We start from the raw sequence: 18,968 nt of genomic DNA, 5'->3' as shown, positions 1-18,968 counted from the left end.
CGGTCGTGCAACTGCCGGGAGTGCTGGGAGAGCCGATCCGGTTCGTGCTGAACTGGGGCCGCCGCTACTCGCTCTGGGTGTTCAACTTCGGCCTGGCTTGCTGCGCCATCGAGTTCATCGCCACCAGCATGGGCCGGCACGACTTCATGCGGCTCGGGGTGATCCCGTTCGCCCACGGCCCGCGCCAGGCCGACCTGATGGTGGTCTCCGGCACGGTCACCGACAAGATGGCCCCGGCGATCAAGCGGCTCTACGACCAGATGCCCGAGCCGAAGTACGTCATCTCGTTCGGCGCCTGCTCCAACTGCGGCGGTCCGTACTGGGACTCGTACTCGGTGACCAAAGGCGTCGACCAGCTCATCCCCGTCGACGTCTACGTGCCCGGCTGCCCGCCCCGCCCGGAGGCGCTGCTGCACGGCATCCTGCGCCTCCAGGAGAAGATCGCCGCCGAGCAATCGGGCATCGGCGGCGTCCCCCGCCCCGACCCGCTCGCGTCCCCGGCCGACGCGCCCGCCCCACCGACCGGCGGGCACCCCCCGCGCCCGGTGGAGTCCCTGACCGCCCCCCCGGTCCGCCCGCCGGCCGGCTAGGTGTAATGCCCAGCACCGTTGTTGACGCGGGTGATGGGTGGTTTGCCGCCGAGTGAGGTGTGGTTGCGGTGGTGGTTGTAGGTGTGGATCCAGGTTGGTAGGGCGTCGGTGCGGTGTTGGTTGCTGGTGTAGGGCTGTTGGTAGGCCCATTCGTCGAGGAGGGTGCGATTGAAGCGTTCGGCTTTGCCGTTGGTCTGTGGGCGGTAGCGGCGGGTGAAGCGGGCTTGGGCGTTGAGGTCGGCCAGGGCGTCGCGCCAGGCTCGTGAGCGGCGGTAGGCCATGGCGTTGTCGGTCATGACTCGTTCGATGTGGGTGATGCCGTGGGTGGTGAAGTGCTCGGCGGCGCGGCGGAGGAAGCTGGCGCAGGTGTCGGCTTTTTCGTCCGGGTGGATTTCGGCGTAGGCGAGGCGGCTGTGGTCGTCGATGGCGCAGTGGACGTAGTCGAAGCCGACGCGGGTGGCGTAGCGGGCGCGGCGGCTTTCGATGCTGTCGCGGCCGTGGACGCGCCAGCCGCCGCCGTCGCGCAGGCGGCCGAGCTTCTTCACGTCGACGTGGATCAGTTCGCCCGGCCGGTCCCGTTCGTAGCGGCGGATCGGCTCGCCGGTGGGCCGGTCCAGCCAGGCCAGACGGTGTAGGCCGTGGCGGGTCAATACCGCGTGCACCGTGGAGGCCGGTATGCCGAGTAGCGGCGCGATCCGGCGAGGTCCGAGTTTGCGGTCCTGACGTAGTTGACAAATCGCTGTCTCGACCGTGGCTGGAGTCTTGTGGGGCAGATGGTGAGCGGTGCTGGGTCGGTCCCGTAGTCCTTGATCTCCCTCAGCACGCCACCGGGCCAACCACTTGTAGCCGGTGGCGCGGGAACAACCCAGCTCTTTCACGACGTGGGCCACGGGTCGGCCCTCGCCGACGACACGCGCGATCAACAGCCGCCGGCCGTGCACTGTCAGACGGGCATTACGGTGGGGCATGAGACCTCCGGTCCGGTTGTGGGCGTCAGCACCTCACACCTCGCCGGAGGTCTCACCTCATATCAAGCCGCCACGCCGTCAACAACGCTCATGGTCACTACAGCTAGGGCCTGTACCGACATCCATCGCCGTGGCTGTGAGTGCGGTAGCTGCGGCTTGATCGACAGATTGCGGCGAAGGCCCTGACCCTGTTGCAGGCCCCGGCCGATGTGGGTGGGCGTGTGCGGTGGGACAGCGGGCCAGCCGCCCAAGCGCCCGGGATGCCAGACGGGTAACGCCACCCCGTCCCTTTGCTCTGCTGCCGCCACCGCAACACCAGCACCGCCGCGCAGCACCAGCACCGGCATTGCGCAGCCGATTCGCGTCGGGTGCCGACACGAGAGGTCGGCAGAACCGTCACGCTCCGCGAGCGTTGCACCAGGGGCAGCAGCGCAAAGGGGGCGCTGCGGTGTTGCCGGCCGGTCAGCGTCGGCGTTCCCGCCCCCGCCCCTGGGGTGGGGACTTCACGATCGTCTGCTGATTCTGGAGAACTCGCCCGGCGTGTCGTCTCACAAATCAGCAGACGATCACGCCACGACAGCCTGCCGTGCACCCACCCTATTTTGCGCGATCTTGCAGTGATGGCCCGGGTAAAGAGGGCGAAACGCCCTTGTCGGGGGCCGTAAGTGCAAGATCGGCACATCGGAGTGCGACGACGGCGTGTGGGAGTGGGAGTGGTCGCGCGTCAGGTGGGCTCTTCGTCCGCCAGTCGCCGGCTGCGCCGTTCGGTGTACGCCCGGACCTCGGCGGCATCCCAGATGCGGCCGACGGTGAGCGTGTCGATGGGGGCGGGGAAGTCCGGTCGGTCGACCAGGATCGCGGCGCGCTGGCGCGAGACGCCCAGATGGGCAGCAACCTCGGATAGCGCCATGACTCGCACGGGCGGACCCTCCGACGACGCGGGTAGGCAACTTGTCATCGGGGGGGTTGACGACCTGTCAATCAGGTGTCAGGGTTGCTGTATGCCCACGCTGCGTGTACCCAAACCTGTGCCCCTCGCCCCACGCCACCGCCGTACGTGGCGCTCGTTCTGGCGTCGCTGTTCATGCGGCCTGCCGGCACCCTGCCCGGATCGCTTCGCGTCCGTGCCAGCTCGCTTCGTGTCCGTACCGACCGGGTCCACCTCGCACCGGCCGACCCAGCGCCGGCCGACCCAGCGCCGGTCCACGCCGCATGGGTGCACGCTGCACGGGTCCACGCCGTGCCGGCCTAGGAACGGGGGCCGCTGGTGACGGCCCGCGCGATCAGGGCGGGCGATCTGCTGCACCTGACCCGCGCCGCGAGCCCGCAGTTCGTCCGCCCGATCGTCGTGCGGGTGATTCGGGAACTGGCAGACCGGCACACGTACCACGGCTGGACCTGGATCGAGGCGTACGAGTTGGACACCCGAGGGGAGGCGGTCGCCAAGCGCGAGCTGTTCGTCCTGCGCGCCGGTCTGCGCTGGCTGACCCCCGGTCTGCCCACCCGGCGACCCGTCGCCCGGCCCGGGGCGGACGCGGTGCGCGGGTGCCGGCATGAGGTGCCGCGAACACGTCCCGGGCCGTCCCGCCTGGCGCTGCCGGGCGTGCGGGATCGCCTGGCCCTGCTCGCCCGCCAAGCTGCGCCTGCTCGGCGAGTACCGGGAGGATCGCGCCGGCCTGCTGAGCCACCTCGCCACCCTGCAAACAGAGGCGGCCCGGGAGTTGGCTGAGGTCGTCCCGCCCGGCAGGCTGGCCGAACGCTTCACCGGCTGGGCACGCGCCCGGGGGTAGGCCACCCGTGGCGATCGGGGGCTAGCCTGCGGTCCATGACCCAGTCTGCGGAGCAGCGTTCCGCCTTCATCGTCGACGTGCTCACCGAGGAGTTCGGCGCTTCGATGGCGCTCGATCCCGCAGCGTTCCGCCGTAAGTTCCGCAAGATGGCCGCCTCGCCGTTCGCCTTCTACCGGGGCAGCGCCTCGCTCTTCTACGCCGACCAGCGCGGCGACTTCGCCGACGACGCGTTCCTGGACGAGCAGACCAGCCGAGTGTGGATCCACGGGGACCTGCACGCCGAGAACTTCGGCACCTACATGAACGCCTCCGGGCAGCTCGTGTTCAACGTCAACGACTTCGACGAGGCGTACGTCGGGCCGTTCTCCTGGGACCTGAGGCGGCTCGCCGCCAGCGTGGCCCTGCTCGGGTACGCCAAGGCGCTCTCCGACCGGGCGATCAGCGACCTGGTCACCGGCTTTGCCCGGTCGTACCTGACCGAGCTGGGGGCGATCGCCGCCGGCGGGGACGACGCCATCGGCTCGATCACCCTGGACAACGCCGACGGGGTGCTGCGCCGGGTGCTCCAGCAGGCCCGGCTCAACACCCGGGTCGACCTGCTCTCCGCACAGACCACCGTCGACAACTACGAGCGCCGGTTCTCCCTCGGCGACGGGGTCTTCGAGATCGACGACGACACCCGGGCGAAGGTCTGCGCCGCCTTCCAGGACTACCTGGGCACCCTGCCCGAGTCGTCCGCCCGGCTGCGCCCGGTCGCCGCGCACATCAAGGACGTCGTGCTGCGCAAGGGAGTGGGCATCGGCTCGGCCGGCCTGCCGTCGTACAACCTGCTGCTGGAGGGGCACACCCAGGCGCTGGAGAACGACGTGGTCATCTACATGAAGCAGGCCCAGGTGCCCGCGGTGGCCCGGCACATCGACGACGAGCGGGTGCGCGGCTACTTCCGGCACCAGGGGCACCGTACGGCCGAGTCGCAGCGGGCGCTCCAGGCACACGCCGACCCGTGGCTGGGCTTCACCGAGCTGGACGGGGCCGGCCAGCTCGTCGCCGAGGTCTCCCCGTACGCGGCCGACCTGGACTGGGCGGACGTCAACGAGCCGGAGGAGCTGGCCGGGGTGCTGGCCGACCTGGGCCGGGCGGTGGCCCGGATGCACTCGGTGGCCGACGACGAGTCCAGCCACGACCTGGTCGACTACTCCACCGAGGAGGCGATCGTCGCCGCCGTGGACGCCGACCCCGACGGGTTCGCCACCGGGCTGGTCGAGTTCTCGCACGCGTACGGGCTGCGGGCCCGCGAGGACCACCAGCTCTTCGTCGACCTGTTCCGCAACGGCCGCCTGCCCGGCATCTGAAGCCCGGTCGGCCGCCGCTCAGGCGGTGAAGTCGAGCACCACCTTGATGTCGTCGGGGGTGGAGGTGTACGCCTCGGTGTACGCCTCCACCGGCACCCGTCGGGTGATCAGCGAATTCAGCCAGGCCGGGTCGGCTCGGGCGAGGGCCTCGGCAGCCAGGCCCCAGTGTCGGCGGTTGGCGTTCACCGAGCCGAACACCACGTGGTTCTCCAGCACCAGTTCCCGGTTGAGCGCCCCGGCGTCGAATTCGATGCGCCGGCCGCCGCTGGACATTCCGGTCAGGCAGATGATCCCGGTCGGCCCGGCCTTGCACATCGCGTCCAGCACGACCACCGGAGCGCCGGTGCACTCGACGATCACGTCCGGGTCGAAGTCGAGCTGCGCCACCGACTCCGTGTGGTACGTCGCGCCGAGCGCCCTGACCAGGCTCGGCTTCGGCCCGGTGGTAGCCCGGTCGAGCACGTGCACGGAGAACCCGCGCTGGGTGGCCAGCAGCGCCGCCAGCAGGCCGATCGGCCCGGCCCCCGTGACCAGCACCGTCTGCGGCTGCCACTCGGCGCGGGCACCGATCCGTTCGATGTGGTCCCACGCCTTCGCCACCACCGCGGTCGGTTCCAGCAGCACCCCGACCGGGGCCAGGGCGGGGTCCAGGCCGACGGCGAACCTCGGCTGCACCCGCCACCGGTCCCGGGCGAAGCCGGGCAGCGCCTTGATCCCGTGCTCGGTGTACCTGCCGTTGCGGCACATGTCCCACTCGCCGATTGCGCAGTTGGGGCAGGGCACCGGGTCCGGGTGTCGGACGATGCCGGCCACCAGGTCGCCGGGTTGCAGCGTGCCGCCCGGGTCCTCCAGCACCCGGCCCAGCGACTCGTGCCCGAGCACCAGGGTCGACGCGCCGGGCGGGGCCTCGCCGTAGCCCCCGGCGACGATCTCGTGGTCGGTGCCGCAGATCCCCACCGCGAGCGCCTCGACCAGGATCGCGCCTTCCTCGGCGGGCGGCTCGGGATGGTCGTGCACCAGGCGCAGTGAGTTCGGGACCCCGGGGGTGACAGTCACGGCGCGCACGACCTCATCCTTCCCCGCCGGGCCGGTCACCGCCGGTGAAATAGGATCAGCGGCATGACTCCGGAAGAGGTCGGCCGGCGGCTGGTGGCGCTGCTCGCCCCCGTCGAGGCCACCGCGTCGGTATCCGGCGGCCAGGCGTACGCCCGGGCCACCGTCGACGTACCCCCGGCGAGCTGGCGGGACGCGCTGGCCGCCGCCCGGGACGACGTGGACCTGGCCTGCGACTTCTTCGACTGGCTCTCCGCCGTCGACCAGCTGGCCGACGGCTGCGAGGTGGTGTCCCACCTCTGGTCGACCGGTCACCGGCACGGCCTGCTGCTGCGCACCCGGGTCCCGTGGGACGAGCCACGGGTGGCCTCGGTCGTCGACCTCTACCCGGGCGCGGCCTGGCACGAGCGGGAGACGTACGAGATGTTCGGCGTCGACTTCCCCGGGCACGGCGAGCTGAGGCCGCTGCTGCTGCCGCCGGAGTTCGAGGGGCACCCGCTGCGCAAGGAGTTCGTGCTCGCCTCCCGGGTGGCGAAGCCCTGGCCGGGCGCGAAGGAGCCCGGCGAGTCCGGGGCCGGCGGTGGCCGGCGCCCGATCCGCCCGCCGGGCGTACCGGCTCCGGGGGAGTGGGGGCCGACGCCGACGCCCGCCGGCGCGGCCGGGGTCGGCGAGGGGCCGCGCGGCGGTACGCCCGCCCGACCGGTCCGGGAAAGCCCGCCCCGCCCCGCCCCCGCCGAGCGCCCCACCCCGGCCGAGCCACCGGCCCACCCGGGTTCGGGTTCGGGTCCGGCGGGCGACGACGCCGGCGGGAACGGAGGTACGGCCTGATGCCCGACTGGTTGGAGGCCGTCCTGCGGGTGGTCGGCGTGCTGGCCGCCTTCCTCATCCTGCCGCTGGTCGTGGGGCAGGCCGAGCACAAGGTGATGGCGCACATGCAGGGCCGGCTCGGCCCGATGTACGCGGGCGGCTTCCACGGCTGGGCCCAGCTCGTCGCCGACGGGGTCAAGTTCGTGCAGAAGGAGGACGTCACCCCGCGCGAGGCGGACCGGGCGGTGTTCCGGCTGGCCCCGGTGGTGGCCCTGGTGCCGTACCTGCTCGCCCTGCTGGTGATCCCGCTCGGGCCCGGCGACCTGGTCGGGCAGCCGCTGGACATCGGCCTGTTCTTCGTGCTGGCCGTGGTCGGGGTGGGCGTGCTGGCGGTGCTGATGTCGGCGTGGGCGTCGGCCAACAAGTACAGCCTGCTCGGCGGGCTGCGCGGGGCGGCCCAGCTGCTCGGCTACGAACTGCCGCTGGTGCTGGCCGCAGCGTCGGTAGCCATGGCGGCCGGCACCCTGAGCCTGCCCGGGATCGTCGAGGCGTGGCGGCCCTGGTGGCTGCTCTGGCAGGCGCCCGCGATGATCGTCTTCTTTGTCGCCGGGCTGGCCGAGATCCGGCGGCCCCCGTTCGACATGCCGATCGCCGACTCCGAGCTGGTCTTCGGGTACATGACGGAGTACACCGGTCTGCGCTTCGCGTTCTTCCTGCTCGCCGAGTACGTCGGTATCGTGGTGATCGCCGCGCTGACCACCGTGCTCTTCCTCGGTGGCTGGCAGGGCCCGTTCGCCGACGAGCACCTCGGCTGGCTGTGGACGCTGCTCAAGGTCTTCGCCGTCGCGTTCGTGATCATCTGGCTCCGGGTGTCGTACCCCCGGCTGCGCGAGGACCAGCTCCAGCGCCTCTGCTGGCTGGTCCTGGTCCCGGCCTCCCTGGCCCAACTCGTCCTGACGGCCGCCGTCCGCCTCGCCCTCTAACCCCCCACCCCACCCCCTCCCCCCTCACCCCACCCCCTCCTTCCCGTGATCTTGCAGTTACGGCCCCGACACAAGGTGCGAAAGACGCATCACGAGGGCCCAAAGTGCAAGATCGCGGGGGAGCGAGGGGGCAGGGGCGGGAGCGGGAGCGGGGGGAGAGGGAGGGTGGGTGGGTTAGGGCTGTGGGGGGTGGGGTGGGGGGACCTGCTCGGTGGGGGGCGGGGGTGGGGGTGGGGTGCCGTCGCCGAAGGGACGGCCGCCGAGCTGCTCGCGGCCGTGCGGGGTGAGCCAGTTGGACAGGTCGGGGCCGAGCGGAACGATCCCGGTCGGGTTGATGTCCCGGTGCACCTCGTAGTAGTGCCGCTTGATGTGGTCGAAGTCGATCGTGTCGCCGAACCCGGGCGTGGCGAACAGGTCCCGGGCGTACGCCCACAGCACCGGCATCTCGGTGAGCTTCTGGCGGTTGCACTTGAAGTGGCCGTGGTAGACCGGGTCGAACCGGACCAGCGTGGTGAACAGCCGCACGTCCGCCTCGGTGATCGTGTCGCCGACCAGGTACCGCTGCCCGGCCAGCCGCTCGGCCAGCCAGTCCAGCCGGTCGAACAGCCGGTGGTACGCCTTCTCGTACGCCTTCTGGCTGCCGGCGAAGCCGCACCGGTACACGCCGTTGTTGACGTCGGCGAAGACGACCGCGTTGACCTCGTCGATCTCGTCGCGCAGCCGCTCCGGGTACAGCTCCGGCGCGCCCTCGCGGTGGTACGCCGTCCACTCGGTCGACAGGTCCAGGCTCATCCGGGCGTAGTCGTTGGTGACCACCTGCCCGGTCGGCTCGTCCACGATCGCCGGCACGGTGATGCCCCGCTCGTACCCGGGGAACCGGGCGAAGTACGCGTCGGCCAGCCGCTCGATGCCGAGCACCGGGTCCCGCCCGCCCGGGTCCAGGTCGAACGTCCAGCTCCGGGCGTCATGGGTCGGCCCGGCCACGGCCATCGAGATGGCGTCCTCCAGGCCCAGCAGCCGACGCACGATGATCAGCCGGTTGGCCCAGGGGCAGGCGCGACTGACCGCCAGCCGGTACCGGCCCGGCTCGACCGGCCAGCCGTCCCGCCCGTCGGCGGTGATCCGGGTGGCGATGTACCGCTGGTCGCGGGTGAACTCCCTGCCGGGCTCGACGTACTTCCCGTCGGTCGTCGCCGCTGCCTCGTCGCCCACGTCGCCTCCTGGTGTCCGCCGGTCGTTCCCGTCCGTACCATCTTGGCCGATTTCCGGCCTGGGGGCGGGGCCTGGGTCCGCGCGGCCCCCCGGACGCCCGCCCGCGTGCCCGGGTCCGCGCTACCCCTGGTGGCTAGGCTGCCCAGGTGAACGATGTGGAGGCGGCGGCCCGACGCTTCATCGCCGACGTGTGGAACGGCCGGCGCGAGGAGTCCGTGTACGAGCTGGTCGCGGCGGAGTGCCCGGGGCTGGGCGGGACCGGCCCGGAGGCCGCGCTGGCCTGGCACCGGGAGCGGCGGGCGGCCTTCCCGGACCTGCGCTACAAGACCGTGGACGTGGTGGCGTCCGAGGAACGGGTGGCCGTGCACTGGCGGGCCGCCGGCACCCAGGCCGGCGCGTTCGGGCCGGTGCCGCCCACCGGTCAGGTGGTCAGCTTCTCGGGGGCGTCGTTCCTGCGCTTCGACCCGGCGGGCCGGATCGCCGACGTGTGGCACTGCACCGAGCTGTTCCAGCTCCTCCAGCAGCTCGGCGTCGAGGTGCTCCCGCCGGTCACAGGTGCCGGGGCGTGATCCGGCTGACCGGCAGGTTGACCGGGAACGGCTCGCCGGTGTCCACGAACTTCGTCCAGCGCCCGGTCTCGGCGTAGACCTCGTCCACCGGGTCGATCCGGTGCGTGTGGACGGCCAGCCCGTCGTCCTCCACCTCGATCCGCCAGAAGTACGGGATGCCGGCCTGCGCGTAGAGGGCGGGCTTGAGCACCCGGTCGATGGAACGGGTGCTGGGGGAGACGATCTCGACCGCGAGCACGACCTCGTGCGCCTCGTACCGCGACGGGTGGCACCGCGCCGCGACCGACGTGGTGACCAGCACGTCCGGGATGAAGGAGCGGGTGCGGTTGATGCGCACCTCGACGCCCTGGGTGACGTCGTACTCGTCGGGGCAGTCTTCTTCGAGCGCGACGCCGAGCCGGCCGGCGATGGTCTGGTGCACGCGGGTGGGGGAGGGGGGCACGAGGAGCACTCCATCGAGCAGTTCGCGGCGGCGACCGTCCTCGGGCAGCGCGTCGAGGTCGTCGGTCGTCCACCCGCCCTCGGGCGGCTGGTCGGCCCGCAGCGCGGCGGTCAACGGAAAGGTCCTTCCCGGTGTGTCGTTCTCCCCGCCTTCACCGTACCGCCGCAACGCGCCGGGTGGTGGTCGCGCGCGCCGGGGGCACAGGGCAGGATGGACGGCATGAGCGAGCGGAGCGTGCCCGGCGAGGGACTGGCGAAGGGGCTGGCCGTCACGCTGAAGACGATGACCCGCCGCTCGACCACCCAGCAGTACCCGGACGTGGCCCCCGAGCTGCCGCCCCGGTCCCGGGGCGTGATCGCCCTGCTGGCGGAGAACTGCACCGTCTGCATGCTCTGCGCCCGCGAGTGCCCGGACTGGTGCATCTACATCGACTCGCACAAGGAGGAGGTGGCGGTGCCCGGCGCCGCCCGTCCCCGCCAGCGCAACGTGCTCGACAAGTTCGACATCGACTTCTCGCTCTGCATGTACTGCGGCATCTGCGTCGAGGTCTGCCCGTTCGACGCGCTCTACTGGTCGCCGGAGTTCGAGTACGCCGAGTACGACATCAAGACCCTGCTGCACGACAAGGACCACCTCGGCGAGTGGATGGGCACCGTCCCGCCGCCGCCCGCGCACGACCGCAACGGCGAGCCGGCGAAGGAGGAGACCACCGCCGCGCGCAAGGCCGCCGCCCCGGCCGCCCCCGCTGCCCGTCCGGCCCCCACGCGGGTACGCCCCGAGCCCGGCACCGCCCCCGGCCCGGGTGCCGCCGAGCCGGGTGCCGCCGAGCCGGGGGCAGCCTCGTGACCGGTGTGGACGCGCTGCTGCTCGCCCTCGGCGCGGTGGCGGTCGGCGCGGGGGCGCTGGTGGTGACCACCCGGCACCTGGTCCGGGCCGGGCTCTACCTGGTGGTCTGCCTGGGCGCCGTGGCCGGCCTCTTCCTGGTGCTCACCGCCGAGCTGGTGGCCTGGGTGCAGGTGCTGATCTACGTGGGTGCCGTGGTGGTGCTGCTGCTGTTCGCGGTGATGCTGACCCGCGCCCCGATCGGCGCCTCCGACGACCTGGACCGGCCCGGCTGGCCGGCCGCCCTGATCGGCGGCGGTGCCGGCCTCGGGCTGGCCGCCCTGCTGGTCGACGCGTTCCGCTGGACGCAGGTCGACCTGCCCGAGCCGGGCACTGCCGAGCGCCTCGGCGAGCAGGTGTTCGGCTCCTGGGTGCTGCCGTTCGAGGTGCTCTCCGTGCTGCTGCTGGCCGCCCTGGTCGGCGCGATCGTGCTCTCCCGCCCCGACATCGGCCGCCCAGCGGCCGACCGGCCGGCGCCGACGGCGGGGGGCCGCCGGTGAGGCCCGTCATCCCGTACGTCACCGCCGCCCTGCTGTTCGGCCTGGGCGTGTACGGCGTGCTGCGCCGTCGCAACGCGGTGCTGGTGCTGATGGCGGTGGAGTTGATGCTCAACGCGGTCAACCTGGTCCTGGTCACCGCCGACACCACGGTCCGGGCGCAGCTCCCGCACGCCGGCCAGGTCTTCGCCCTCTTCGTGATCGTCCTGGCCGCCGCCGAGATCGGCGTGGGCCTGGCGATCGTGCTCCAGCTCTACCGCATGCGGGCCAGCGTAGCCGTCGACGAGGTGCCGCTGACCGAGCCGCCGCTGGTCGAGCCGACTCCCGGGGCGGGTGCGGCGGCGACCCCGGGCGCGTCGGCCGGCGGGGTGATCCGGTGACCGGCCTGCTCGGCGCGCTGCTGCCGGCCGTACCCCTGGTGGCGGGCCTGGTGGGGCTGCTGCTGCCGCCCTCGCCGCGCGGCGCGACCACCGGGCAGGATTCGGCCCGGCGGGCCGCGATCGGGCTGGGCGTGGCCGGGGCGGCCGGGGCGCTGCTGATCGCGGTCGTCCTGCTGGTCCGCGTCGGACAGCCGGTGGAGACCTCGACCACCTGGGTCGACCTGGGCGGGCTGCGGGTCACCCTCGGGGTCCGGCTCGACGGGGCCGCCGCCCTGGTCGCGGTCGCCGTCGCGGCGGTGGCCCTCGCGGTGCAGGTCTACTCCGTCGGCTACCTGAAACGGGGCCCGCACGACGACGTCGAGGTCGACCACCGCTACCCGCCGTACGCGGCGCAGATCAGCCTCTTCACCGCCGCGATGCTGCTGGTGGTGGTCGCCGGCGACCTGATCATGCTGCTGGTCGGCTGGGAGGTGATGGGCCTCTGTTCCTACCTGCTCATCGCCCACGACCGCCGGTTGCCCGAGGCGCCGGCCGCCGCGATGAAGGCGTTCCTGGTCACCCGGGTGGGCGACGTCGGTTTCCTGCTCGGCATCGCGGTGCTCGGCGTCTCGGCGGGCAGCTTCCGGATCGCCGACGTGCTCGCCCACGATCACTCCGCCGGCCTGCTGACCACCGCCTGCCTGCTGCTGCTCGCCGGGGTGGCCGGCAAGAGCGCCCAGTTCCCGCTGCACACCTGGCTGCCCGACGCGATGGCCGGCCCGACCCCGGTCTCCGCGCTGATCCACGCAGCCACCATGGTCGCGGCCGGCGTGTACGCGGTCACCCGGCTCTATCCGCTGTTCGAGCGGGCCCCGACCGCGCTCGCCGTGCTCGGGGTGATGGCCGCGGTCACCCTGCTGCTCGGCGCGCTCGCCGCCACCGCCCAGGACGATCTCAAGCGGGTGCTGGCCTGGTCCACGGTCTCCCAGATCGGCTACATGACCGGTGCGCTCGCCGTCGGCTCACCCACCGCCGCGCTGTTCCACCTGCTCAGCCACGCCGCGTTCAAGGCGCTGCTGTTCCTCGCCGCCGGGGCGGTGATCCACGCCGTCGGCACCACCCTGATGTCCCGGATGGGCGGCCTGCGCGCCACCATGCCGGTGACCTTCTGGTGCACGGCGGTCGGCCTCGGCGCGCTGGCCGGCGTCCCCCCGCTGTCCGGCTTCTGGAGCAAGGACGGCGTGCTCGCCGCCGCCGAGGCCGCCGCGCTGGACGGGGCCGGCCCGGCCCCCGCCTGGGTGGGCTGGCTGGTCTGGCTGGCCGGGTTGGCCGGCGTCGCGGTCACCGCCTGGTACGCCACCCGGCTGCTGCTGCGCGCGTTCCTCGGCGAGACCCGGATGCCGCTGGTCCATCCGCACGACCCGCCCGCGCTGATGCGCTGGCCGGTGCTGCTGCTCGCCGTCCCGGCCGCCCTGCTCGGGCTGGCCGCGTTCCTGCCCCCGTTCACCGACCGGCTCGCCGTCGACGAGGGGGAGCTGGTGCACCTCGGCCCGGCGCTGCTGCTGCCACTGGCCCTGCTGGCCCTCGGCGCGGGGCTGGCCTGGGCCGGCTGGCGGCGGGACCGGGCCGCCGACCCGGCCCGCGCGCTGGGCCCGCTGGGGCCGCTGTTCGCCGCCGGCTTCCGGCTCGACGACGTCCAGCGTGCCCTCGTCGTACGCCCGGTGGTCGCCCTGGCCCGGGCCGCCCGCGCGGTCGACGAGTCGGTGGTCGACGGCGCGGTGGAGGGCACCGCCCGAGGCGCGCGCGGCCTCGGCGGGGCACTGGCCGGGCTGCACCGCGCCGCGCTGCCCCGGGCGGTGGCGGGGGTGCTGGCCGGCGCGCTGCTGATCGGGCTGGCCGCCGTGCTGATCGGAGGGGCCGCATGACGCTCGGACAGGTCCTGCTCGTCGCGGCGCTGGCCGTGCCGGCGGTCGGCGCGGCCGTGGTCGCCGTCGTCCCCGGGGACCGGGCGGCCCGCCTGGTCGGCACGGCGGCGGCCGGGCTGACCCTGCTCGCCACGGTGTGGCTGGTGGCCGGCGATCACCTGTGGACCGGCTACGGGCCGGCGCCGGCCGTGCGGCCCTGGCACCAGCTCGACCTGCCCTGGGTGCCCGGCCTCGACCTGCGCTTCCACCTGGGCGTGGACGGCATCTCGTACCCCCTGGTGGTGCTGACCGCGCTGCTCACCCTGCTCTGCTGCTCGTACACGGTGTGGAAGGTGCCCGCCGGCGGCGGCAGCGGCCGGGCCCTCGTGGCGCTGCTGCTGGTGGTCGAGGTCGGCATCCTCGGCACCTTCCTCGCCTTCGACCTGGTGCTGTTCTTCTGCTTCTTCGAGGTCGTCCTGCTCCCCATGTACGCGATCATCGCCGGCTGGGGCGGCCCGGACCGGCGGCGGGCGGCGCGCAAGTTCGCCCTCTACACCCTGCTCGGCTCGGTGCTGCTGCTGGTCGGCGTGTACGTCGTGGTGGCCGCCGCCGGCACCGCCGACCTCGTCGCGCTGACCGGCGGGGCCGGGCTTCCCCGGGGCACCCAGCTCGCCGCGTTCACCCTGTTCGGGCTGGCGTTTGCGGTGAAGAGCCCGCTCTGGCCGCTGCACTCCTGGCTGCCCGACGCGCACACCCAGGCGCCCACCGTCGGCAGCGTCGTGCTCGCCGGGGTGCTGCTCAAGATGGGCACGTACGGGCTGGTCCGGGTCGCCGTCGGGGTGGCGCCGGAGGGGGCCCGCTGGGCCGCCCCGGTGCTCGGGGTGCTCGCCGTCGCGGCGATCCTGATCGGCTCCCTGGTCTGCCTCGCGCAGAGCGAGCTGAAGCGGCTGATCGCGTACTCCAGCGTCGGGCACATGGGGTTCGTGCTGCTCGGGGTGGCCACCCTGACCGCCACCGGCATTCAGGCCGCGCTGATCGGCAACATCGCGCACGGGGTGATCACCGGACTGCTCTTCTTCCTGGCCGGGGCGGTCAAGGACCGGTCGGGCACCGGGGAGCTCGCAGAGCTGTCCGGGTTGCGGGAGACCGCGCCCCGGCTAGCCGGGCTGCTTGGCTTCGCCGCCGTCGCCTCGCTGGGCCTGCCCGGCCTGGCCGGGTTCTGGGGCGAGGCGTTCGCCGTGGTCGCCGCGATTGGGCGGGGCGGGGTGTTCTGGACCGTCCTGGGCGTGCTGGCGGCGGTCGGCGGCGCGCTGACCGCCGCGTACCTGCTGCGGCTGCTGCGCCGGGTCACCCACGGCCGGCCCAGCCCCGCGGTCGGCCGGGTCGCCCCCGGCCTCGCCGCCGCCGAACTGACCGCGTGGGCCCCGCTGGTGCTGCTCGCCCTCGCCGTCGGCCTGGCCCCCGCACTGGTCCTCGGCGTCGCCGCCGACCCGGTGGCCGCCCTGGTGGCGGTCCTGCCATGAGCCCCGTGGCGGAGGTGCGCGTGAGCGCGAGGAGTGCGGCGGAGCGGAGCCTCGCAGTCGTGAACGAGAGCGGGCTCAGATGAGTGTGGTGCAGAGCGTCGACAGCGTGGCGCTGCTCCCGGCGTACCTCGCGGCCGGCACGGCCGTCCTGGTGCTGCTGATCGATCTGCTGGTGGCGCGGGCCGCCGCGACGGTGGCGGTGGCCGCCACCGGGTCGGTCGCCACCGTGGTCGGCTGCGCCGTCGTCGGGGCGGGCGGCGAGCGTTCGACGTTCTGCGTCGGCACCGACTGTTCGTACGTCTTCGGTGGCCGGGCCGCCCTGGTCGGGGCACTGTTCGCCCTGCTCACCCTCGGGGTGTTGGCGCTGTCCGGGCCGCTGCTGCGCGCCGGCCGGTCGCCGGTGGGCGAGTACTGCTTCCTCCTCGCCTGCTCGATGACCGGCGGCGTGGTGCTCGGCGCGGCCGGCGACCTGATCACCCTGATCGTCGCGCTGGAGACGCTGACCCTGCCGCTGTACGTGCTCGTCGGCCTGCGCCGGGGGAGCCTCGCCAGCGCCGAGGCGGCGGTGACGTTCTTCGTGGTGAGCGTGGTCGCCACCACCCTCACCCTGCTTGGCGCGGCCCTGCTCTACGCGGTCACCGGCGGACTGCACCTGGGCCGGGTCGGCACGCTGTTCGCCGAGCGCCCCGACCTGCTGGACGTGCCGCTGACCACGGCGGCCGTGGCGCTGGTCCTGCTCGGGCTGGCGTTCAAGGTGGCCGCCGTGCCGTTCCACGCCTGGGCCCCGGCCACCTACGACGGCGCGCCGCTGCCGGTGGCGGCGTACCTGTCGACCGCCTCGAAGCTCGGCGGGGTGGTGGCCCTGCTCGCGGTGGTCCAGCGGGCCCTGCCGGCGGAGGTGACCGGCCCGGTGCTCGCCGGGCTCGCCGTGCTCACCATGACCGTGGGTAACCTGGTGGCGCTGCGCCAGCGCCGGGCGGTCCGGCTGCTCGCCTGGTCGTCGGTGGCCCAGGCCGGCTACATTCTCGCCCCGCTCGGCGCGCTCGCGCTGGCCGCCGGCCGCACCGCCGACGTGCGTGCCGCCGCGTACGCCGCCGCCGTCGCGTACGCGGTCTTCTTCGTGGTGCTGGAGCTGGCCGCGTTCGCGGCGCTGGTGGCGCTGCGGCCGGCCGACGCCGACGGCGGCACCCTCGTCGAGCTGCGCGGCGCGGCCCGGCGGCGGCCCTGGGTGGGGGCCGCGTTCGCGTTGGCCCTGGTCGGGCTGGCCGGTCTCCCGCCGGGGCTGGCCGGCCTCTTCGCGAAGGTGACGGTGGTCCGGGCCCTGCTGGACGGGGGCGCGGCCTGGCTGGCGTTGGTCGTGGCGGTGAACGCGGTGATCGGCCTCGCGTACTACCTCCGCGTCGCCGCCCTGCTGTACGCCCCGTCGGCCGACGTCACGCCCGTCCCCGCCCGCCCGGCCGGAGCGGTCGCCGTCGCGCTCGCCGCCGCCACCGGCGTCGCGCTGGTCGTCGGCTTCGCCCCGCAGCTCGTGCTGGACCTCGCGGCCCGCTGACCCTGCGTAGATCACGCCCCCGGGCGCGGCCTGGGCGGTTCGCTCCTGACCTGGGGCTCAGTAGTCGCTCAGTCTTTACAGGTAACTCACAGTCATTAGGCGGATGGTTGGTGGGTACCGGTTTTGTTGGACCGGTCAGCGGGTCCCGCGTGATCCGCGCACCGAAGGAGCGATCGTGCATCACAACCGTCTGAAGACCGCAGCGCTGCTCGGCCTGTTGACCTCGCTGATCCTCGCGGTCGGCTACTGGTTCGGCGGGAGCGGCGGGCTCGTCATCGCCGTCGTCATCTCGTTGGTGATGAACGGCGTGACCTACTTCTACTCCGACAAGCTCGCGCTGCGCTCGATGAAGGCGCAACCGGTCACCGAGGCACAGTTCCCCGAGCTGTACCGGATGGTCCGCGAGCTGGCCACCGAGGCCCGGCAGCCGATGCCCCGCCTGTACGTCAGCCCCACCTCACAGCCCAACGCGTTCGCCACGGGCCGCAACCCGGCCAACGCGGCGGTCTGCGTCACCCAGGGCATCACCGAGGTCCTCGACTACCGCGAGCTGCGTGGGGTGATCGGGCACGAGCTGTCACACGTCTACAACCGGGACATTCTCATCTCCAGCGTGGCGGCCGGTCTCGCCGGCATCATCACCATGCTGGCCAACCTGGCGTGGTTCATCCCGCTCGGCTCCTCCGACGACGAGGACCGCCCCAACCCGGCCGTGCTGCTGCTCACCCTGATCCTCGGCCCGATCGCGGCCACCGTGATCCAGTTGGCGATCAGCCGCAGCCGGGAGTTCCAGGCCGACGCGTCCGGTGCCCGCCTCACCGGGGACCCACTGGCCCTGGCCAGCGCCCTGAAGAAGATCCACATGGGCACCCAGGCCCGGCCGCTGCCGGCCCAGGGACAGCTCACCAGCACCGCCCACCTGATGATCGACAATCCGTTCAAGCGGGGCGGCGGTATCGCCGCGCTCTTCTCCACCCACCCCCGGATGGAGGAGCGGGTCGCCCGGCTGGAGCAGATGGCCGCCAGCGCCGGCCCGGTGCAGTTCCAGCGCTGACGCCCGTACCACCCGATCCGCCCGCGCCCGGTCCCACCGGGCCCGGGCGGATCGTCGTGTACGCGAAGAGACGCCGGCCATACCCGGTGCACTCCCGGCAGTCGCGGCGTTAGGGTCGCAACGTCTTCCGCTCATTACACCTTTGGAGGTTCCCCGTGGCCGGACTGCGCCAGTACCTGGGCGTCTGGCGGATCCCGGGCGCGCCGATGCTGCTCGTCCTCGGCGTCATCGGCCGGCTCGGGATCGGCATGACGCCGCTGGCGCTGCTGCTCGTCGTGGAACAGGTGACCGGGCGGTACTCCCTCGCCGCGGTCGCCGGCGGCATCTACGCCCTCTCCAGCGCCGCGCTGAGCCCGATCGCCGGCCGGGTAGCCGACCGGGTCGGCCCGACGCCGGTGCTGCTGGCCACCGCCGTCGCCCACCCCCTCGCGCTGTCCGGCCTGCTCATGGCGAGCCGCTCCGACGCCGGCAACCTGGCCCTGATCTACGTGGCCTCCGGGGTTGCCGGCGCCACGTACCCGCCGCTGACCGCCGCGCTCCGGGGGGCCTGGAACGACCTGACCGGCCCCGCCTCCGGCCGGTACCACCTACGCAACACCGCCCTGGCCGCGGAGACCACGCTCTTCGAGGTGGTCTTCGTGCTCGGTCCGCTGCTGGTGGCCGCGTTCGTCCTGTTCGCCGACGCGACGGCCGCCCTGATCGGCTCGGCGGTGGTCACCCTGGTCGGTACCACCGCCGTGGCGTTCGGCCGGGTGATGCGCGGCTGGCGTCCGCACGCGCACGAGCACCAGGCCAAGGGGCTCGGCCCGCTGCGGGTCGGCGGCTTCCCCGCACTGCTGCTCTGCGTCGCCAGCCTCGGCATCGCGTTCGGCGCCGCCGGGGTGATCGTGCCGGCCTTCGCCGGGAGCCAGCCGACCGGCGACCCGGAGAGCCTGGCCGGGCTGTTGCTCGCGGTCTGGGGGATCGGCAGCGCAGCCGGCGGGTTCTGGTTCGGCGTCCGCAAGCCGGCGGCGAACATGACCCGCCAGTTCGCCTGGCTGCTCGCCGCCGTCGCCGGCAGTTTCGCCGTGTTCGCGGTGATGCCCGGACCGCTGCCGCTGGGCGTCGCCCTGATCGTCGGCGGGGCCACCATCGCACCCGCGTTGACCCTGGAGAACACCCTGGTCGGGCGGATCGCCCCCGTCGGCATGCTGAACGAGGCGTACACCTGGGTGGTCACCATGTCGGTGGCGGCCAGCGCCGCCGGCGGCGCGGTGGCCGGGCTGATCGTCGACCACAGCGGCGGCGTGTCCTGGGCGTTCCTCTTCGCCGGGGCCGCGGTCGCCGTCGGGGCCACGGTCGCCGCGCTCCCCGCCGGCCCGATCGCCCGGGCCGAGGCCACGGCGGTACGCGCCGAGCAGACCCTCGCCGCCTGAGCCCCGCCGGGCGGCT

At 73.3% G+C, this 18,968-nt stretch carries 19 protein-coding genes; 14 read left to right on the top strand and 5 right to left on the bottom strand.

Going from position 1 to position 18,968, the window contains the following annotated elements; translation table 11 throughout:
- The first annotated feature begins 5 nt into the window (after positions 1 to 5).
- Entirely contained in the window at positions 6 to 590 is a 585-nt protein-coding gene (locus ACQPZO_RS27495; RefSeq protein WP_433344785.1) for an NADH-quinone oxidoreductase subunit B, read from the top strand.
- Here ACQPZO_RS27495 and ACQPZO_RS27490 read toward each other — a convergent pair.
- Both ACQPZO_RS27490 and ACQPZO_RS27485 read right to left on the bottom strand, forming a co-directional pair.
- The gene (locus ACQPZO_RS27490) at positions 587 to 1,558 is read right to left on the bottom strand and encodes an IS481 family transposase (protein ID WP_433344784.1); all 972 of its coding nucleotides are present in this window, start codon (positions 1,556 to 1,558) and stop codon (positions 587 to 589) included. The genes ACQPZO_RS27495 and ACQPZO_RS27490 overlap by 4 nt on opposite strands.
- 724 nt (positions 1,559 to 2,282) lie before the next feature.
- Entirely contained in the window at positions 2,283 to 2,468 is a 186-nt protein-coding gene (locus tag ACQPZO_RS27485; RefSeq protein WP_433344783.1) for a hypothetical protein, read from the bottom strand.
- A gap of 643 nt (positions 2,469 to 3,111) precedes the next feature.
- On the opposite strand from ACQPZO_RS27485, the gene ACQPZO_RS27480 reads away from it, so the two are divergent.
- Together ACQPZO_RS27480 and ACQPZO_RS27475 are read left to right on the top strand one after the other, a co-directional pair.
- On the top strand, positions 3,112 to 3,348 hold the full coding sequence (locus ACQPZO_RS27480) for a flavin reductase (RefSeq protein ID WP_433344782.1): 237 nt from the start codon (positions 3,112 to 3,114) through the stop codon (positions 3,346 to 3,348).
- 35 nt (positions 3,349 to 3,383) lie between these two features.
- Entirely contained in the window at positions 3,384 to 4,700 is a 1,317-nt protein-coding gene (locus tag ACQPZO_RS27475) for a DUF2252 domain-containing protein (protein WP_433344781.1), read from the top strand.
- Positions 4,701 to 4,718: 18 nt separating this feature from the next.
- On the opposite strand, the gene ACQPZO_RS27470 is transcribed toward ACQPZO_RS27475, so the two are convergent.
- Positions 4,719 to 5,765, bottom strand: coding sequence for a glucose 1-dehydrogenase (locus ACQPZO_RS27470; protein ID WP_433344780.1), 1,047 nt, complete (start codon positions 5,763 to 5,765; stop codon positions 4,719 to 4,721).
- 54 nt (positions 5,766 to 5,819) lie between these two features.
- On the opposite strand from ACQPZO_RS27470, the gene ACQPZO_RS27465 reads away from it, so the two are divergent.
- Positions 5,820 to 6,581, top strand: coding sequence for an NADH-quinone oxidoreductase subunit C (locus ACQPZO_RS27465; RefSeq protein WP_433344779.1), 762 nt, complete (start codon positions 5,820 to 5,822; stop codon positions 6,579 to 6,581).
- Complete coding sequence (locus tag ACQPZO_RS27460; RefSeq protein ID WP_350882085.1) at positions 6,581 to 7,543, top strand: complex I subunit 1/NuoH family protein; 963 nt, start codon at positions 6,581 to 6,583, stop codon at positions 7,541 to 7,543. Before ACQPZO_RS27465 ends, ACQPZO_RS27460 begins: the two co-directional genes overlap by 1 nt.
- A 174-nt stretch (positions 7,544 to 7,717) precedes the next feature.
- Here the strand turns inward: ACQPZO_RS27460 and ACQPZO_RS27455 are convergent, their stop codons facing one another.
- Complete coding sequence (locus tag ACQPZO_RS27455; RefSeq protein WP_433344778.1) at positions 7,718 to 8,755, bottom strand: glutathione S-transferase family protein; 1,038 nt, start codon at positions 8,753 to 8,755, stop codon at positions 7,718 to 7,720.
- 146 nt (positions 8,756 to 8,901) lie between these two features.
- On the opposite strand from ACQPZO_RS27455, the gene ACQPZO_RS27450 reads away from it, so the two are divergent.
- Positions 8,902 to 9,324, top strand: a complete 423-nt coding sequence (locus ACQPZO_RS27450) for an ester cyclase (protein ID WP_433344777.1) — start codon at positions 8,902 to 8,904, stop codon at positions 9,322 to 9,324.
- On the opposite strand, the gene ACQPZO_RS27445 is transcribed toward ACQPZO_RS27450, so the two are convergent.
- Positions 9,305 to 9,880, bottom strand: coding sequence for a Uma2 family endonuclease (locus ACQPZO_RS27445; RefSeq protein WP_433344776.1), 576 nt, complete (start codon positions 9,878 to 9,880; stop codon positions 9,305 to 9,307). The two genes, ACQPZO_RS27450 and ACQPZO_RS27445, sit on opposite strands and share 20 nt — an antisense overlap.
- A 105-nt stretch (positions 9,881 to 9,985) precedes the next feature.
- Here ACQPZO_RS27445 and ACQPZO_RS27440 point away from each other — a divergent pair, with 105 nt between their 5' ends.
- From ACQPZO_RS27440 to ACQPZO_RS27405, 8 genes are all read left to right on the top strand, one after another.
- Positions 9,986 to 10,612 (top strand): NuoI/complex I 23 kDa subunit family protein, encoded by a 627-nt coding sequence (locus tag ACQPZO_RS27440; RefSeq protein ID WP_433344775.1) that lies wholly within the window; start codon positions 9,986 to 9,988, stop codon positions 10,610 to 10,612.
- Positions 10,609 to 11,148, top strand: coding sequence for an NADH-quinone oxidoreductase subunit J family protein (locus ACQPZO_RS27435; protein ID WP_433344774.1), 540 nt, complete (start codon positions 10,609 to 10,611; stop codon positions 11,146 to 11,148). Before ACQPZO_RS27440 ends, ACQPZO_RS27435 begins: the two co-directional genes overlap by 4 nt.
- On the top strand, positions 11,145 to 11,525 hold the full coding sequence (nuoK, locus tag ACQPZO_RS27430; RefSeq protein WP_433344773.1) for an NADH-quinone oxidoreductase subunit NuoK: 381 nt from the start codon (positions 11,145 to 11,147) through the stop codon (positions 11,523 to 11,525). Before ACQPZO_RS27435 ends, nuoK begins: the two co-directional genes overlap by 4 nt.
- A complete protein-coding gene (locus ACQPZO_RS27425) occupies positions 11,522 to 13,429 on the top strand; it encodes an NADH-quinone oxidoreductase subunit 5 family protein (RefSeq protein WP_433344772.1) in 1,908 nt (635 codons plus the stop codon). Before nuoK ends, ACQPZO_RS27425 begins: the two co-directional genes overlap by 4 nt.
- Positions 13,426 to 14,931 (top strand): complex I subunit 4 family protein, encoded by a 1,506-nt coding sequence (locus ACQPZO_RS27420; protein WP_433344771.1) that lies wholly within the window; start codon positions 13,426 to 13,428, stop codon positions 14,929 to 14,931. Before ACQPZO_RS27425 ends, ACQPZO_RS27420 begins: the two co-directional genes overlap by 4 nt.
- A 79-nt stretch (positions 14,932 to 15,010) precedes the next feature.
- The gene (locus tag ACQPZO_RS27415) at positions 15,011 to 16,483 is read left to right on the top strand and encodes an NADH-quinone oxidoreductase subunit N (RefSeq protein WP_433344770.1); all 1,473 of its coding nucleotides are present in this window, start codon (positions 15,011 to 15,013) and stop codon (positions 16,481 to 16,483) included.
- 175 nt (positions 16,484 to 16,658) lie between these two features.
- Positions 16,659 to 17,537: a zinc metalloprotease HtpX gene (htpX, locus tag ACQPZO_RS27410; protein ID WP_387014911.1), complete on the top strand. Its 879-nt coding sequence runs from the start codon at positions 16,659 to 16,661 to the stop codon at positions 17,535 to 17,537.
- A gap of 155 nt (positions 17,538 to 17,692) precedes the next feature.
- On the top strand, positions 17,693 to 18,952 hold the full coding sequence (locus ACQPZO_RS27405) for an MFS transporter (protein ID WP_433344769.1): 1,260 nt from the start codon (positions 17,693 to 17,695) through the stop codon (positions 18,950 to 18,952).
- The last annotated feature ends 16 nt before the right edge of the window (positions 18,953 to 18,968 follow it).

This window comes from Micromonospora sp. CA-111912, assembly GCF_050948415.1.
GTDB lineage: Bacteria > Actinomycetota > Actinomycetes > Mycobacteriales > Micromonosporaceae > Micromonospora.
This window is presented reverse-complemented; position numbering and strand designations above follow the sequence as displayed.